Annotated in this window: 17 protein-coding genes; 5 read left to right on the forward strand and 12 right to left on the reverse strand. The window is 43.5% G+C overall.

Annotated features, from left to right (window positions below):
* The first annotated feature begins 1 nt into the window (after nt 1).
* Nucleotides 2-937: a hypothetical protein gene (locus tag K5E19_RS13075; RefSeq protein ID WP_221551574.1), complete on the forward strand. Its 936-nt coding sequence runs from the start codon at nt 2-4 to the stop codon at nt 935-937.
* Here K5E19_RS13075 and dndE read toward each other — a convergent pair.
* Genes dndE through dndB form a run of 4 tightly spaced genes read right to left on the reverse strand, consistent with a single transcriptional unit; the run spans nt 934 to nt 5,969 of the window.
* Nucleotides 934-1,275, reverse strand: coding sequence for a DNA sulfur modification protein DndE (gene dndE / locus K5E19_RS13080; protein WP_221551575.1), 342 nt, complete (start codon nt 1,273-1,275; stop codon nt 934-936). The genes K5E19_RS13075 and dndE overlap by 4 nt on opposite strands.
* Nucleotides 1,276-1,277: 2 nt before the next feature.
* Entirely contained in the window at nt 1,278-3,236 is a 1,959-nt protein-coding gene (gene dndD, locus K5E19_RS13085) for a DNA sulfur modification protein DndD (RefSeq protein ID WP_221551576.1), read from the reverse strand.
* A complete protein-coding gene (gene dndC, locus K5E19_RS13090) occupies nt 3,226-4,893 on the reverse strand; it encodes a DNA phosphorothioation system sulfurtransferase DndC (protein WP_221551577.1) in 1,668 nt (555 codons plus the stop codon). The genes dndD and dndC overlap by 11 nt, the downstream gene beginning before the upstream one ends.
* A complete protein-coding gene (dndB, locus tag K5E19_RS13095) occupies nt 4,890-5,969 on the reverse strand; it encodes a DNA sulfur modification protein DndB (RefSeq protein WP_221551579.1) in 1,080 nt (359 codons plus the stop codon). The genes dndC and dndB overlap by 4 nt, the downstream gene beginning before the upstream one ends.
* 131 nt (nt 5,970-6,100) lie before the next feature.
* Between dndB and dndA the strand changes: the two genes are divergently transcribed.
* Nucleotides 6,101-7,225 (forward strand): cysteine desulfurase DndA, encoded by a 1,125-nt coding sequence (dndA, locus tag K5E19_RS13100; protein WP_221551581.1) that lies wholly within the window; start codon nt 6,101-6,103, stop codon nt 7,223-7,225.
* A gap of 45 nt (nt 7,226-7,270) precedes the next feature.
* Here the strand turns inward: dndA and K5E19_RS13105 are convergent, their stop codons facing one another.
* On the reverse strand, nt 7,271-8,296 hold the full coding sequence (locus K5E19_RS13105) for an O-methyltransferase (protein WP_221551665.1): 1,026 nt from the start codon (nt 8,294-8,296) through the stop codon (nt 7,271-7,273).
* Nucleotides 8,256-9,557: an ATP-binding protein gene (locus K5E19_RS13110; RefSeq protein WP_221551583.1), complete on the reverse strand. Its 1,302-nt coding sequence runs from the start codon at nt 9,555-9,557 to the stop codon at nt 8,256-8,258. Before K5E19_RS13110 ends, K5E19_RS13105 begins: the two co-directional genes overlap by 41 nt.
* 573 nt (nt 9,558-10,130) lie before the next feature.
* Between K5E19_RS13110 and K5E19_RS13115 the strand changes: the two genes are divergently transcribed.
* Complete coding sequence (locus tag K5E19_RS13115; protein WP_221551585.1) at nt 10,131-10,604, forward strand: SymE family type I addiction module toxin; 474 nt, start codon at nt 10,131-10,133, stop codon at nt 10,602-10,604.
* 73 nt (nt 10,605-10,677) lie between these two features.
* Here the strand turns inward: K5E19_RS13115 and K5E19_RS13120 are convergent, their stop codons facing one another.
* The 5 genes from K5E19_RS13120 to trpS all read right to left on the reverse strand — a co-directional run bounded on the left by K5E19_RS13120 (nt 10,678) and on the right by trpS (nt 13,846).
* On the reverse strand, nt 10,678-11,049 hold the full coding sequence (locus tag K5E19_RS13120) for a hypothetical protein (protein ID WP_221551586.1): 372 nt from the start codon (nt 11,047-11,049) through the stop codon (nt 10,678-10,680).
* 115 nt (nt 11,050-11,164) lie between these two features.
* Nucleotides 11,165-11,644, reverse strand: coding sequence for a type VI secretion system tube protein Hcp (locus K5E19_RS13125; RefSeq protein ID WP_221551588.1), 480 nt, complete (start codon nt 11,642-11,644; stop codon nt 11,165-11,167).
* Between the two features lie 2 nt (nt 11,645-11,646).
* Complete coding sequence (locus K5E19_RS13130) at nt 11,647-11,994, reverse strand: hypothetical protein (protein WP_221551590.1); 348 nt, start codon at nt 11,992-11,994, stop codon at nt 11,647-11,649.
* Nucleotides 11,987-12,670 (reverse strand): hypothetical protein, encoded by a 684-nt coding sequence (locus tag K5E19_RS13135; protein WP_221551591.1) that lies wholly within the window; start codon nt 12,668-12,670, stop codon nt 11,987-11,989. The genes K5E19_RS13130 and K5E19_RS13135 overlap by 8 nt, the downstream gene beginning before the upstream one ends.
* A 171-nt stretch (nt 12,671-12,841) precedes the next feature.
* On the reverse strand, nt 12,842-13,846 hold the full coding sequence (gene trpS, locus K5E19_RS13140; protein ID WP_221551592.1) for a tryptophan--tRNA ligase: 1,005 nt from the start codon (nt 13,844-13,846) through the stop codon (nt 12,842-12,844).
* Between the two features lie 199 nt (nt 13,847-14,045).
* On the opposite strand from trpS, the gene fosA reads away from it, so the two are divergent.
* Nucleotides 14,046-14,471: a FosA/FosA2 family fosfomycin resistance glutathione transferase gene (fosA, locus tag K5E19_RS13145; RefSeq protein WP_221551593.1), complete on the forward strand. Its 426-nt coding sequence runs from the start codon at nt 14,046-14,048 to the stop codon at nt 14,469-14,471.
* On the opposite strand, the gene K5E19_RS13150 is transcribed toward fosA, so the two are convergent.
* Entirely contained in the window at nt 14,457-15,464 is a 1,008-nt protein-coding gene (locus K5E19_RS13150) for a LacI family DNA-binding transcriptional regulator (protein WP_221551594.1), read from the reverse strand. The genes fosA and K5E19_RS13150 overlap by 15 nt on opposite strands.
* 185 nt (nt 15,465-15,649) lie before the next feature.
* Here K5E19_RS13150 and K5E19_RS13155 point away from each other — a divergent pair, with 185 nt between their 5' ends.
* Entirely contained in the window at nt 15,650-16,738 is a 1,089-nt protein-coding gene (locus tag K5E19_RS13155; protein WP_221551595.1) for a cellulase family glycosylhydrolase, read from the forward strand.
* Nucleotides 16,739-16,752: the final 14 nt, after the last annotated feature.

Raw genomic sequence — 16,752 nt, forward strand, 5'->3', positions numbered from 1 at the left:
TATGTCTATACTTACTATCAAGCAAATTCAAAATAGTGTCCTTAATCCTGAGAGCACATGGGATTGGGACATGCAACAAGAAATTTCTCATATCAAACCCCCAGATTTTTTAATGGGGGTTCGTAGAGACATGATGCATGGTGAAATTATTCGTGAATGGTCAAAATGGATCATTGAACAATTTATTGATGAGAAAAACATAAATAAAAATATTAGTTTGCCAACAATAATAAATGATATAAATATAACAATTGGAGAGCTTGTTGGAAAACAAATATCGGGAGAAGATAAAAAAGAAATCGTTAAAGCTATTAGTACGATAGTTTTCAATCGTGTAGAACAACTGAATATGAGTAAGTTGAAACGCTCGAATATATCTAACAAGATAAAGCAAGATTTATTAGGAATTTATGGGCCTAAACCAAGGTGCTGGTTAACAGGTTATCAATTTTCAGATGAAGCTCTCTATAATTTCACAGCTCGTAAAGGGGAATATTTAGAATTAAAACTACCTACCTTTATTGATAAGTATAAACCAATGGGGATAAATCATCGCGATTTGTCTATTGAAATTGATCATTTATATCCTTTTTCATTAGGAGGGGGGGATGATATTCAAAATTATAGATTGATATGTGGGTGGGCTAATAAAGTAAAAAGTAATCATATTACCGGCTTCAGCATGGGAACAAGAGCTGATATTTCTAATCAGCTATTTCCAAAAAGATATTACTATTGGGTTGTACGGCTAATAGGGATGCGTCGCAAGTGTGAGATAGAAGATTGTCCTAATAATATTAACAATTCAGAACTAACAGTCAGATCTTCTCTTGGCGATTCAAAATTGCTCACACCTGTGAGTATGCAGGTTGTTTGCCAGCATCACGCTTCATTATTGCCTGGTCGTTATGTCAACAGAACGTTATTTGAAAGCTAATTCATAAATTTATCCTCCTTTAAAAGAAGAGATATTCCGCGGGAAATATGACATTTTAGAAATTTTAAAAAATCATTTTCTACTTTTTGACTTTTAAATGCAGTTTTACATATAGATAAATAAATTTCAGAATGCTCCCCAGAAAAAGTTCTCCAACTCATTTCAACATTACTATCTGAAGGAATATCTTCCTTTGGTGGTATTGTTGGGTCTGCTAAAGATTTACAAAGCGCCCAGCGACACAATACATTCCAGTTTTCTATACCAGTTTTGCGTTTAAGAGTGATCAGTTGTTGTTTTTGTTTTTCTGATAAACGGATAATATCAATATGTTGCATAATTAAAAGTATCCTTCATTAAAACTGGACGTTTTACTTTGCTCATTATAACCAATATGAAACTCGCGGCTTATGTACGGTTTAAGTTGCTGATAATACTCATTAATAATTTCCTCGTCCGTGGAAAGCAAGATTACTTGCGGACCGGCTTTAGGAAAATAGTGATTTACCAACTTGTTTCGATGTTTACCGTCTAATCTACTAAGTGGTGTATCAATAACCGTAGGTAATTCTTTACCTGAGGCTTCTGCTAGACCCCATAAAATAGCGATGGCCAGTAGCTGTCGTTCACCTGCTGAAAGTTTACTTGTCTCAATTATATTATCAGCTACGTCATAAAGTGTGATATTAAAGCTTTCTGGGCAGATTTTTAATTGGTTGATAAGGTGCGACTTGCGTCCTAAAGCATCAAATTTTTGCTTCACTAATGTCTGTAACCGATCAATATTTTCACTTATCAATAGTTCAGCAAAGCCTTGCAAAGTTGTTTTTAGCTTTTTAATGTGATTGCTTACTTGAATTGTCCGTTTTTGCTCAAAAGTGTCTCTGTTTTGTTGTGCCAATAAATTAGTATAGCGTAGTGATAAAATATTGCTCTTTGCAACAATTTGATCAAGTAATTGCTGTTTTTGTTTGTACTGTGTAGTCAGATTTTTGATTTCTGTCTCACATTCAGCTAATTCAGTAATTAAATGTTGTACTGACTCATAGTCAGGTACAGTATCCAACTGTTGTTGTAGTAAGGCTTGTTCTTCAAGCAATTGTTGCTGTTCATTTCGAAGATGTTTTTGTTGTTTATACTCTAGTAAAATACGATCTTCTAACCCGTTAAAAATACCAATATCCGTTTTCAAAAAACATTCGACATTAGCCAGTGACTCCTGTTCTCGCATTTGAGCAGTAATAATGCTATTGACTTGAGAAATGGTCAGTTTAGATGCAGAAGTGGTTTTTAAAACATTCAATAACTTTTCGTTATAAGTATCAATTGCCTCATACAGTATTTTGGATTGTGTTGCTTTCGATTCCAGATGAATTTGGATTTTAGTTTGTTCTATCAGATTTTTTACTAACCCTAATGGACCTGCACCAGCTGCTAATCTAATCTGTTCAGCTTTGTTTAGTTTTAATTTAGTTTCAATAGTACCTAGCTCAAACTTAAGTTCGTCACGTTTTTCTATAAGATGAGCGCCAGCATTACGTACAGCTTGACGAGCTTTATTAACTGCAATGGAGGTGCTACTAATCTCATGTTCTAATTCAACAAGTTCTTTTTTCAAATCTGAAATAGCAGCATTACACTGTTCCATTTCATTTTCGCATGACTCTACTTTTGTTATAACGCTTTGATCCACATTAGATGCAAGACGTTTTTTATCCACCTGAGCAAGATCAATTTGCAGTTGTGATAGCAAATCCAGCCCTAACAAACTCTCAATACCAGTTTTGACTAGCTCAGATGAGCGCTGTGGATGTGCAAGATTTTCAATCTTCTCACCATCAAAGAAGAATAGGTCCGATAAACTAATAGGGATAAATTCGTTAACAAATTCATCCCAATGTTGGCTTAGATGCTCGTTTGGCTGCAAATCAACATACACTTTAATTTTATCTTTAGTATCTAAACCTTTTACATACCAGCTTCGTTCAATATCATAACGATTTACTTTATCTTCTGTTTGATGAGTAAAGGTTAAGTGTAGTTTAACCTCGGCTTCAGGAGATGAAAAACGATTTTTACAACTAGCTAAAAATAAACCATAGGCAGTACCTGCACGGTTAGAGCATCTAGCATGCTTACCATAAAGCACTAATTGTATAGCATCAAGGAAAGTGGTTTTACCTCCACCATTTAATGCCCCTATTAAGACAACCGGTTTATCTCGCTCAACTTCTAGATTAATCGAATGTTCGCCTTGATAAATACCGAAGTTGGTGAGTTGCAATTTGTTAAATATCATCGCTGACTACCTCTGTTTCAATCAGCAATGAGCTATATCCCCGTTCTTTGACTGAACGAGTAATAATAGCAATCTGCTCATTAATAGATTCTTTTTCTTTTTCTGACAAATTTGGTGAATTGTCATGCTGGATTTGTAACTCAAGCCGTTTACGTTCAAGGGCAAATGTTTTAGCCTCATCCAAAGATGAAAATGCCCCTTTTTCTAAACTATCAGCTAACTCTGTTGCTAAATTAGCTCGTCGCAACTGGCTTTTATGTCTATTGGCAATAGCCATAGCAGCACGTATTTGTTGGTACATCAGACCCTCATCATCGTTATTTTCAGCACAGAAAGTTTTGAGTTTATCCAACACTGTTTTGTTCAGTATAGGATGATGAGCTCGGCGCGAGCCAGGATAAGGTTTGCCCATTACTTTTTGGTAAATAGCAGGAAGATTATCTTCAACTTCCAATTTTTCCTCTAGCCATATACGGCGTATTTCTTCAAGCTCTTCTAAAGGTAGTAGTTCAAGGTTTTTTACTTCTAAAGGTCCCATTTTCTGCACTGCCACTTGTGCTAACAATACTTTTTCAAGAAGTTCTTCACGAAAAGTTTGTATATATGGTCCAGGAACAATATCGGCACCATTTTTTGTTATGTGTACAGTTAGTGAACCATTCATGCGGCGAAAATCACGACGAGATTTGTCGCGGCGTAGTTTGCTTAGTTTTTTATCATGATTTACATCGTTTACGTCAATTTCGTTACGTAGAGCCAATAATGGATACATCCATTCTTTTTCTTCATCATTCGCAATCATTGCTGACATGGATTTATCTTCAGATACCATAGTGCATACATAACAGCCGAACCGGCTGTCACCACAGCTTTGAGTGCTTTTGTCGACTACGAGTGGACATTCACCACCTTCTGTAGCTCCTTGGTACATACCCATTAGATCCTGATTGGGGAAATTCCAAGGGTTGGATACTGAGTTCAAATATATCCACACATCATCATTAGTCCAGTCGGCAATTGGTGGATACACCCAAACTCTATCTAAAGTACCATTTGCCGTTAGTCCATCTGCTCGACGGGTGTTGGTTTCTGTTGTTTCATAGTGTTCCATTGTAGCCGCACGGGTTGCACTTTCCGATTTGCGGGTGCCAAGAACTAAAATGGCCTCACCTCTTTTATCGACCAAGTTATTGATGAAATTATTAGATGGAGAAATTTTTAGACGATCGGTACACCAGCGAAATTTATAGCGCGGAGCGGGATAACCTTTACCAATGAGATTGACCCAGAACCGATCTTTGACGTCAGGTGTCAGGCGATGGGGCTGAATAGGAAGACCTTGTTGTTGTTTTGCTTCGATCATTCGTTCTAATGATTTTTCAACCCACATAGCAACAATAGGATTTTCTACAAGTGTATCAGTGCTAATAACATGAACATCTTTATGACATTGACCCTCTGTTTTTAGTTCCTGCAGCGCAGACCATACTAACTGTAAAACTGCAGTTGAGTCTTTACCTCCACTGTACCCGATGACCCAAGGGATTTGATCGGATAAATATAATCCCTTGATATGGGCGATAGTGGCAGCAACAGTCGCTTTTAGGCCTCGTTTGTTAAATGCTGAGTAAGACGGACTGATAACTGTATAACTCATTTTTTGATTCCTAAAAATTTATCTTCGACTTTTTGTTGCTCTGCATTTAAGGGTAGCTGTAAATGTTGTTTTAGCGCGTTCAATGTCAGTAAAGCCGAGTGTACGCTATGATCCATACGACCTTTATTAAAGCAGCGTTCCATCCATAATTTGTTTGTTCGGGCCCAATTAATGCCTTGGAATTTTTTTAGGAAGGGTTTCCAATTGGTGTGTTCTGCAAGCAATTCATTGCCAAACATGGCAAAGCTCTTCAGAAGAATCGCACTGAATAACACATAATTTGCTCTATCCGCTGGTTTAATCTGATGGTTTTTTGCTTGTTGCCAGAGTGGTAAGTTACTTGCTAGCTCGTCCCAAAATTCCACTGCTTTTTCTGCATGTTGCTGCCAACTTTTTTCTGTGACATGAGGACAAAGTTCCATACATGCCGCATGCACAGAACTATGCATGAAAAATTTAGCTGAACGCTTACTGATACGGCTTGAAAACTCAACAACACCATTAAAAAATTCGCTATGTTCTACAACATGATTAGTCAGATTTTCTTCAGGCGTAGAACCATACAACACAGCTATGGATCTGTTGGCTGGAATAGGGTAAAGATTTAAATCACGGAAGATTTTTTGCCGTTGTTTAAGATTTTTATCCACGAAGAAAACTACGGAGATAGTTTCATCTCCCAGTGCGGGATCTTGCTCTAACGCTTGTTGAATCGCCGCACTACGATGCTGGCCATCAGTCAGATAGAACTCTGCATCTTCATCAACAACAAGATTACCAATCTTATTGCCATGTCCTTCAGCCGCTATTGGCTCAAAGTACGTCTGTCCTTCGATGCAAGCTGTTATGGCTGAAAATGTATAATCTAGCCTGTTACTGTGGATATAATGTGCAATCTGCGGGATACGGCTATGGTTTAACACTCGTTGTGCTTTGTCACTTTCAGCCAGCATCGACTCATCTAATGTAAAAATTTTTTTAAGTCTTTTGAGGGGACACATCACGATATAGTATTCATGTCCAGCTTGAATCCCCCGAATCGCGGGGAAACTAATTCCAGATACTATATGGTTCACGATTGACAGCCCTCAACTTTTCACTGGACAGATTGTGTTCGAACGAAAAAAATGGTTTGTTCGTACGAACATGAGCTAACATAGTAGCAAAATGGTTGGATGATGTCTTTGGATTTTTTAGGAATAAGCAAATGACAGTTTACCTTGATTACAGTGCTACTACCCCTGTTCTTCCTGAAGTGGCTGATCTTGTTTACAAATTGATGACAGAAGAGTATGGAAATGCTGGCAGTCGAACCCATGAATATGGGGTAAGTGCAAAACGTGCCGTAGAAATTGCACGAGCTCAGGTTGCCGCACTAGTTAATGCTGATAAAAATGAAATTATTTTTACTAGTGGTGCAACAGAAAGTAATAACATTGCGATCTTAGGGCTGCGTGAGTTTGCCGAAAAAATTGGGAAAAAACATATAATTACAAGCAAGATTGAGCATAAAGCTGTACTAGAACCGATTGCATATTTGGAAAGGCTTGGTTTTAGTGTGACTTATCTTAATGTTACACCTGAAGGAAAAGTTGATACAGAACACCTTAAAGCATCTTTAAGAGACGATACTATTCTTGTTTCAATAATGCATGTTAATAACGAAACTGGAACTATCCAACCTCTAAATAAAGTATGTCAATTATTAGCGGGGCATGAAGCATACTTACATGTTGATGCAGCACAGAGTTATGGTAAATTTCCATTTGGTCTAGAAGATCCACGTATTGACTTGATTAGTGTTAGCGGACATAAACTATATGCTCCGAAGGGTATTGGAGCACTTATTACAAGGAGACGAGGATTTATTAAACCCCCATTATCCCCTATTTATTTTGGTGGCGGGCAGGAGAAAGGGTTACGTCCGGGGACTCTTGCAACGCCTTTGATTGCAGGGTTAGGTTTAGCTTGTGAACTTGTGAGCGAGAATAAAGATAAGTGGATAAAACATGTTTCTGCTCTAAAAGAGAATTTCATTATTGCTATTAATGAATTTGGTGCGCAAATTAACGGAAGTGACACGACTCCTTATATTTTGAATTTTTCAATACCCGGCGTTAATTCAGAAGCTGCAATCGTAAAATTGAAAGGTGTAATAGCTATTTCAAATGGTTCAGCTTGTACTTCCAGTAGCTATACTCCCTCTCATGTTTTAGTATCCATGGGATACGACACTGCACGTATTCAGAGTGCGATACGTGTTTCATTTGGTGGATATACGCAAGACATACCTTACGATGAAATAACAAATAAATTCCGATCTCTTTTGTAATAATTTTTTGAAAAGGCTTCCTTAAATTGGGAAGCCTCCTCTGAATTAAAATGACTCTATTTCCGTAAAGGATGGATAGTATCTGTAATTTTTCTTAAACTCCTCAACATCATTATCATTGAAAATATTTTTAAGCAGATCAATTTTCCCTTCATTAGGCATTTTTTCCATTAAATATCTTACTTCTTTACTTGTTAGGTTCGGTATCTTTATTTCATACGACGTTGTACTATCTCTATAAAAATCAAGCTCCTCTAAATTACAAGCGGTCAGCATTGACTTATCTTTTTCCGAAACCAATGCGAAGCATAACGTTGACATGTTCGCATTATCAGCGTAATCAAAGTAAAGAATTTGTTTACAATTGATCCACTGTTCCCGAGGTTTTTCAATATTATTTCTGCTTGATAAGACTGTTGTTATTTGTGAGTTAACAGCGTTTCTAATAAATTTAGAGAAGCTAGTTTTGTTGGTCCACCCCTGTTCACTAAAATTACCAGGGATATGCTCCTCACCAAATATTTCTTCAAATTTTGTCCGGTAGTAACCTTCTGAAATATCAGTATATTCATTTTCCAATTGTATCCGTTGATATGGATGACTGTTATAGCTCATACATATGATAGAGCCACTTGGCAGTTTGGAAACTAACGTGGAAATATCCTCAAGCATAAAATTAGAGAAGGCATCATCATAATCAAGCCAAATTATGGTTTTTTTATCTAAATCTAATTTAGGTAATACTTCTGTAGAACGGCCAAATTTCACATTAATACATTCATAGGGTTTGTTGAATATATAGCGTTCTTGGTTTGCTATATCGCTCTCAATGCTAATCATATCATTGATATGCAGATATTTATGTATAATGGTAAAGTCCACAAAATATTTAGAACCGAAACCGATATATTGATATTGAGAGAATATTCCAAAAGGAAATAACCTTATAAGCATATCTCTGAACATTTTTCTTTCAATGTTCTTAGCTGGTCTAATAGCATAATTTATTTTTTTACCTGAATTCGCCATTTTAACATTCATACTCCATATAGTAGTTGAATGTTTTTTCACCAACTTCTTTGTTTGATGTTATTCCTAAGCTTTCTTTAACCTTATTAATATCCTTAGTAAGAACTTTATATTGAATTGATGTTTCTTTAGGCTCAGATAAAGGTGTTACAGGATCAGGAGCTATGAATCGATCAGAGAATATTGCATTTGAAGGAGTAATGGTTTTTTTCTCTCTTATTGCATTTGTGATTGCATCATTTAGTGGCTTTTGATCTAAAAGAGATTCTTTGAATTGGTTATCTTCTTTTGCCCTACCCTTTAAAAAAGCAATGACTTCTCTCATAACATTTTTCATATGATATAGCGCCGCTGTATAAATAGGATTGTCTTTGTCGACGCCAGTCTTTGTTGTGGTCCATGGAAGTTTGCTTGAGTTAGAACAGTCGAATTCTACGATACCTCTAAAGAAAGCATAATCAGCATGGTATTGTGGTATTTTTTCAACCCCCCATCCTGTTATACTTGTTTGCTCACAATTTTCAACTAACCTACCATTGCATACTATATACCAACCGCCTTTTTTTATGTCTCTATTTGATATTCCAGCCGTGATGTTTATATGTACATCTCCGACATCAAACGTTCGTTTATATGGTTGTATTTCATCTGAATGTAATAGCGTTAAATTGTATTCAGATACAGGTTTTTCATTAATGAATATTTTCAATCCTTTATTAATGCTTTTGAAATGAGCGTATGAAACCTCACTGCTTAAAGAATTTTCGAAGGTTTCTAGTGTAAGTGAGCTGGAAATCTCATTATATAAATCTGTAACGGTAATTCTTGTTTCGCCATCGTTTAAATTAGTATCAGTTACATCTTCTATATCAAATGTCCAATCTTTTTCTTCTCTGGATTTCCATTCATCAACATTTATACTTATTTTAAAAGCCTTTCCTTTATTTTTAGATTCAACAACAAATTTTTTACCTAACTTGAATAACGTCCTTTTCATCCCAACACCAAATTGACCTACTGAATTTGGTGTTTTAGGACTGTTAGATGGCCTACCAAATCGGAACGCATATGTTTGTGCAAGATGCTTATCCATGCCACCACAGTTGTCATAGATCTCGAATTTATCTGTATCAAAATTTAATCTTATCCATGATTCTGGTTTGTTGACTTGTCTTGCTGCATCAACACTATTATCAATAAGATCTAAAATGGCACGATCTAGCGCTATATCTCTTGTTAGCATCTCAATAAAAAATTCTTTTGTTGGATTCGCATTTATTTTGTTGTCCACAACGTTTGTCATTTCTTCTCCTTTATACCATGTTGTTTTAAGAAAATATTAAGTTACTTTATCATGAGAAATGTATTGTATAAATACAATGATGATTTATTATATGTTGATTGTGAAATCATTCACTATATAAAATTCTTTCAATTGTATTATAATCAGTTTTATAATCTGCTTTTAGCAATACAATTGTAAAGGTATTTGAAAAAATAAAGATGCATACGAAGCACGTCCTTCGGTAGCGTACTAGGAAGTAATAAAGGTAACTGTATGTGTGAGAGTTTGCGGGAAGCCATCGGATTATAAGGTGGTGTTAGAACTGTGATAATCCTCACAATATTGGCCGATGCACCAACAACCAAAAAAATCTTACAGCACCTAACCCTTTTTCCTGAATCCTCCTCGCAAATTCCAAATTTACCCCACCCGAAACCGCTGTATTTATATTCAGCCCTGTATAATGGTCACCAGAAATTACGCCAACCGGCGAAAGAAAGTATCAAAGAAATTTAAACGAAGAATTCGCGATATGAAGGTGCTGCAACACCCCCATACCGCTAACCACAAACAACTAATCAGGAGTTGAAAATGGCTGCGACGAATTTTAAGCCAGAGTTTACTGTTTGCAAAACAGAATCAGACGCTTTCACCGGCATGATTGAAAACCGCGAGCTGGTACGCAAAAACAGCGCCCGCCGTCTTCACGGCAACCAGACCAACGCGGCACCCGTCCATCCCCGCGCGGAAACGCCGCAGGACAGTGCCGCCTGCTGCGAATTGTATGCGCGCATCGACATGAAATACCTTCTGCTGGGCGGCGACTGGTTGAACCGTGCAGGTTTTATCAACGGTATGCCCGTAAAAATCCGCGCCATGAAAGACTGCATTGTGATTACGCCGCAGCATACAAGAGAATTATGGGGATGCCTGGAAGGTATGAGCGTGGTGAATATAAATAAGCAGAAAGTCGTGCAGTGGCTTAAGACGTTTCCGGGAGCGCTGAATGATACCGGTGATATACCGGCTGTTAAGCGTGGAACAGGGAAGGCGATGTCGGAGTAACCATGCTTCCCATCTAATGTAACTCTTAAGTAATAAAACGGGCATGTCATCCCATGCCCGTTTTAAGTAAAAATCAATCACGCTTAACCTGCTCTTTCACCGCGTTAACCAGCGCAGCGTGAAGTTCGCCGACGGTTAAATCACATATAACAGGTTCGGGTATGCCACGTACCCAGCGGATAAACCGACAGATGCCAAAAAAGTCTATGCCTTCACCCGTAAACAGATACTCATTCTCCGCGAGAGAGAACGTTTTCCTGTAGCCATCTTCTTCCGTGGCAAGCTGAACGCCAAACGCTTCTTCGCAGTCTTCCAGTAGGTCTTCGCCGTCGATACCGCAAATATGCAAATCGGCCTCAATCAACGTATTGCTATCGAAAGATTTACGATGCTCACCTGAGGATTTTCGAACAACCTCAATGACTTGAGAGAGAGTGGGTTCCATAATGATGCTCTCCTTTAAAGCGGTAGAAATAATCGCTAGCGCTTCCCGGCGGTGCTCCGCTTGGTCGGACCGACAAGCACAACGTTACCTCGGTCCGAGAAATGTTAAAGTCAGTTCAGGCTATCGCCATATGATTCCAGGCATCTCTGTAAACGATATTCCCATCACAGTGTTTCCAGGTGATTGCTTCATATCTTAGCTCGATCGTCTCTGTATGAGTTCCTGTTCCAGAACCCGGAAACAGATTGGGCGTAATACCTGTGACTTTTACGTTCTCCAGGATAATGTTGAAATATTCTCTCTCGATTCCTGCATCATCAATTTGATACATTTTGATCGTAGCCGATTTTAGCGTTTGGTTTTCACACAGTGCCCTGATGAGAATCGGTGTCGTTTTATCAAATTCTTTCTGAACGGCAATCGGTGTATGTACACGGGTACCTGTTAGTCGGCCTGTATTTCCACTCACAGAAATGGTGAGGTGATGAGCGACCGCCTTTAATTCAATAGCACCTAACCTACCGGACACCATGGAACCTCCTACGACTGGTGAACCATTAGCGTCGGTTAACCAAAGATATGCTGGATTTGACATGATTATTCCTCATCTATTTTTACAAAAGAAGGTAGGTGCAACATCGCCACGACCCATATGAACAAGCCAATAATTTTCAGCGGCCATGGTTCAAGGACAGCTATACAAGCAAATGCACCGATGATCAGTAAGGGGCCCGATAACACATCCAGGATCCCACCAAAAATGGATATCTTTCCTGGCAGTAATTTATTCATTACTAATGAAATAATGTAAGCGCTTAGGGTAATGATGCAAAAAGCGATTGTTTTATCATGCCAGGTTTCGAATTCAACCCAGCAAAGGATATAGGCTAATACTAAGTATGAGCAAAGAAGCAGGTTTATAATTGGGATGATAAACTTACTCATACGCGCCTGCCGTAGTGTGTGCAGTTAGTTTTTCATTAACTTTCTTCATGATCTGATTAAACACAGGCTTTCCTTCTGAATAACCTGCATGGATAGCATCTACGAAAGGCTGGACGGCATCAGCGAACAGAAAATAAAGTAGGTCATAGTCTCTGGGTCTCAGAAGTTGATATACTTCTGGGGCTTCTGCTTTGAGTCTGTCAGATGTCCTAATTGATCGTTCAGCCATTCCCCCAAATAAAAGAAGTGTGCTCAGTGCTGTGATTGGGTTACCTTTCCCTTTAAAAACAACAAACGTAAAAGATGTTCTTTCAATAACATGCTTCGCGATAGTGGATGCAATAAAATTGGTTGATACTCTACCTGCAATTGAAGTCATTACAGATCTGTATATTTTATCCTGCTCCGCTTCTGTTAAATATCTGTTGAATTCTTTAAGTATAATTTTGACAGCGTTGACAATGTTTTCGTAATTCAAAATGTCATTTTTTATGGCAGTAATCATTCGTATACGTTGAGTTTCACGAGCATACCTGGTATCCGTGTCAAAGATACCATAAATCAGATATCCATAATCTAGCGGTACTGATAGCCCTCCATTTATAAGCCCAGTAACTGTATCAGGAGAAGCGATAATGTTGCATAATCTCCGGGCTATATCTTCTACATCAGCCATAATAATCCTTTAATACGCAATAAAGGATTTATCAATGTAATATTAATGTGATTGAAGCAATTTATCTTATCTAAATGAGGAATTAAGAATTGTTAGAGGTATCAATTTAATCTTTAATGAGATAATCAGCGGTTTCATGCCTATCCCACGCACTCCACCGCTAAACCTACCTTAACTAAACACCGGCACCCCCAGCCCCATCTTCACCTCCCTCAACGTCTCCTGCGTCACCCCCTGCGCCCGTTCCGTCCCGCGTTTAAGCATCGCCATCAGCTCCCCTTTATCCTGCATGTACATCGCCCTGCGCTCTCGCATCGGCGCAATCAGTTCCTGCAAACACCCCTCCAGCTCGTTCTTACATACCCGGTCTCCAAGCCCGCCCGCCTGATAGTGCGCCTTCATCGCCGCCACTTTTTCCTTGTCCGGGTGAAACGCGTCGAGATACGTAAACACCACGTTCCCCTCAATCTGCCCCGGGTCGCTTACCTTCAGGTGGTTCGGGTCGGTGTACATGGCGCTGACCGCACGGTGAATGGCCTCTTCGCTGGCCGAAAGGTGCAGCGTGTTGCCGAGCGATTTCGACATCTTGGCGCTGCCGTCGATGCCGGGCAGGCGGCTGGTGTCGCTCAGCATCGCCTTGCAGTGGCGCAGCACCGGAACGGGCAGCAGGCTGTTCATCTTGTGCACAATCTCGTTGGTCTGCTCAATCATCGGCAGTTGGTCGTCGCCGACGGGCACGCACTCGGCCTTAAACGCGGTGATGTCCGCCGCCTGGCTGATGGGGTAGGCCATAAACCCGACCGGCAGCGAGCGGGCAAAGCCCTTCTGCGCAATCTCGTTTTTCACCGTCGGGTTACGCTCCACGCGGGCGACGGTGACGATGTTCATATACAGCATCGTCAGCTCGGCGAGGGCGGGCAGGGCGGACTGCAGGCAGATCGTGGTCAGGTTCGGGTCGATGCCGGCGGCGAGGTAATCGGCCAGCACTTCGGGGATGTTGTCGCGAATTTTTTGCGGGTTGCTGCCGTTGTCGGTCAGCCCTTGCAGGTCGGCAATCAGCACAAACTGGTTGTGCGTATGCTGGAGCGCCACGCGCTGGCGCAGCGATCCGACGAAGTGGCCGAGGTGCAGTGGGCCGGTTGGGCGATCGCCGGTGAGGATGGTGGGTGCGTTCATGAAGACTCCTTAATGTGCAGTTGCCGAAAGGGGTCTTAGAAATGGGAAAGCCGCCTTTCGGCGGCTATCTGAAAATGGGGAAAACTACTCCGTGCCGCCTTTAAGAAGGCAGCCACCAGCGGTTTACGGTGAGCACGGCGTGGTTTATGTTCATCTCTTTACCGTATCACGTCCGGCGCGAAAAACAAAAGGGCACGTCATGCTGCAATCACTCAACCACCTGACCCTCGCGGTCAGCGACCTGCAAAAAAGCGTCACCTTCTGGCACGAGCTGCTGGGGCTTGCGCTGCACGCCCGCTGGAATACCGGGGCCTATCTCACCTGTGGCGATCTGTGGGTCTGCCTGTCGTACGGCGAGGCGCGCCAGTATGTGCCGCCGCAGGAGAGCGACTACACCCACTACGCGTTTACCGTGGCGGAAGAGGATTTTGAACCGTTCTCGCAAAGGCTGGAGCAGGCTGGCGTCACCGTCTGGAAGCAGAATAAAAGCGAGGGGGCGTCGTTCTATTTTCTCGACCCGGACGGGCACAAGCTGGAGCTGCATGTGGGCAGCCTCGCCGCGCGGCTGGCGGCGTGTCGCGAGAAGCCCTATGCGGGCATGGTGTTTACCTCAGACGAGGCTTGAGGCGCGCACCTTCAGCCTGCCCGCCAGCGTCACGTGCGTGGCGGCATCTTCCTGATTGCACAGGTACTCCACCGCCAGCCGTCCCAGCTCGCTGTAGGGCAGCTGGATACTGGTCAGCGGCGGGGTGAGCTGCTCGGAGATCTTCTGGTCGTCGTAGCCCGCCAGCAGCATGTCCTGCGGGATGCGCACGCCGTTCACCGCCAGCGCCTGATAGCAGCCAATCGCCAGCCAGTCGCTGGCGCAGAAGATGGCGTCCGGGCGCTCGGCCAGCTCCAACAGAGAAGTCGTGGCGGTAAAGGACTCGCTGAACTGCCAGTTGGTCTGGCGCACCAGGCCGTCGTCGCGCGCGAGTCCGGCCTGCTGTAATGCCGCCTGGTAGCCCGCCAGACGCTGGCGCGAGGCCTCCATCCAGCTCTCGCCGGTAATGTGGGCGATGCGCGTGGCCCCGCAGGCGATGAGGTGTTTAGTGACCTGGAAGGCGTTGGCGTAGTCGTCCGGGATAAACGACGGCAGCAGCGGCGAACCGGGGTCGCGCTGGTTGAGCAGCACCAGCGGGATGCGGGTGCAGTCCTGAAATGCCGTCATGTCCACCAGCGTGGTGACCGGAGACGCGAGAATAATCCCGATGCAGTTGCGCTTCTCCAGCTGGCGGATGATGTTCAGCGCCAGCTCGATGTCGTCGCCGTAGTCGTAGACGGTGAGCAGGGTCTCGTTGCGCCACGCCGCTTCCCGCGCCTGGCTGATGGCGTCGATAAACGGGTCGAAGCTCTGCATGGAGCTGACCAGCAGGGCAATCTCCTCCTGGTTGCGCGGGGCGTGAACGGCGGGGAGGCGGTCGTAGCCGAGTTCGGTGGCCACGTTAATCACCCGCTGGCGGGTGTCGTCGCTGAGCTTGATGTTGCGGGACTGGTTAAGCACCAGCGATACCGTCGCCTGCGACACGCCCGCCGCCCGCGCAATATCGTTCATCGTCACTTTCGTTTTTCGCTTCATCCGTCCTCTCCCTTTCGCGACTTCGCATCATACCCTAACCGCACGCTTTAGCGCCGTCGATCACGTTTCTCATTCATCGAAGCGTGAACTTTGTGAGAGCCGTCGCTTTTCTAAACGCCGTGATTTGCGCATTTATCCCGCAACTAATATTTATTAGCTAAATATTATCAGTAAGAGGACGCGTAATGAAAGAGCAGTGGAGCAGGGAGCAGGCACAGGCGTGGTATGAGCAAAAAGGCTGGCTGTGCGGTTTTAATTATCTGCCGTCGACGGCGGTGAACTGGACCGATATCTGGCAGGAAGAGACCTTCGATGCCGCCACCATCGAGCGCGAGCTGGGCTGGGCGGCGGACGCGGGCTACAACACCCTGCGCATCAACCTGCCGTTTATCGTCTGGGAGCACGATCGTGACGGGCTGATGGCGCGCATCGACCGCTTTTTGACGATTGCCGACGGTCGCGGGTTCAGCACCATGCTGACCCTGATGGACGACTGCGGCTTCTCCGGCGACGAGCCGTACCTCGGCCCGCAGAAGCCGCCCGTGCCGGGCAAGCACAACAGCCAGGCGGCGGCGAGCCCGGGGCGCGACAAGGTGTGCGATCCCGACTGCTGGGCTGACATTGAACGCTATATCCGCGACGTTGTCCGCCAGTTCCGAGACGATAAGCGCGTGCTGCTGTGGGATCTTTATAACGAGCCGGGCAACCGCGGCATTTTCGCGACCGGCACCCAGGAGGTGCTGTACGACGCGAAGCTGGAGACCTGCGCCCACGCGCTGATGAAGCTCGCATTCCAGTGGGTGCGTGAAGAAGACCCGACCCAGCCGCTCACCGTCTGCGCGTGGCGTCTGCCGCCGGAAGAGGAGGGCGAGACGTTCTTCCAGCATCCGCTGGACCAGACCGCGCTGGCGCTCTCGGACGTGGTGAGCTTCCACGCCTACACCCATACGGGGCGCATGACGGCGATTATCCAGCAGCTGCAACAGCTCGGCCGCCCGCTGTTCTGCACCGAATGGCTGGCGCGCCACGTGGGCAGCACCATCGAAGAGCAGCTCCCGCTGATGTACGCCGCGAAGGTCGCGCCGTACCAGTGGGGGCTGGTGCGCGGCAAAACCCAGACGTGGTTGCCGTGGCCGGTGGTGATGAAGGAGTCCACGGACTACTGCCGCCTCTGGTTCCACGACGTGTTCGAGGAGAACGGCATTCCGTTCTCGCGCCGTGAAATCGCCCTGATGCAGCAGCTGCGCAAGATCGCCCCGAAAGTTCAGGGCTAATAATATCGACCCGG

The sequence above is a fragment of the Enterobacter sp. RIT637 genome, from assembly GCF_019718755.1.
GTDB lineage: Bacteria > Pseudomonadota > Gammaproteobacteria > Enterobacterales > Enterobacteriaceae > Enterobacter.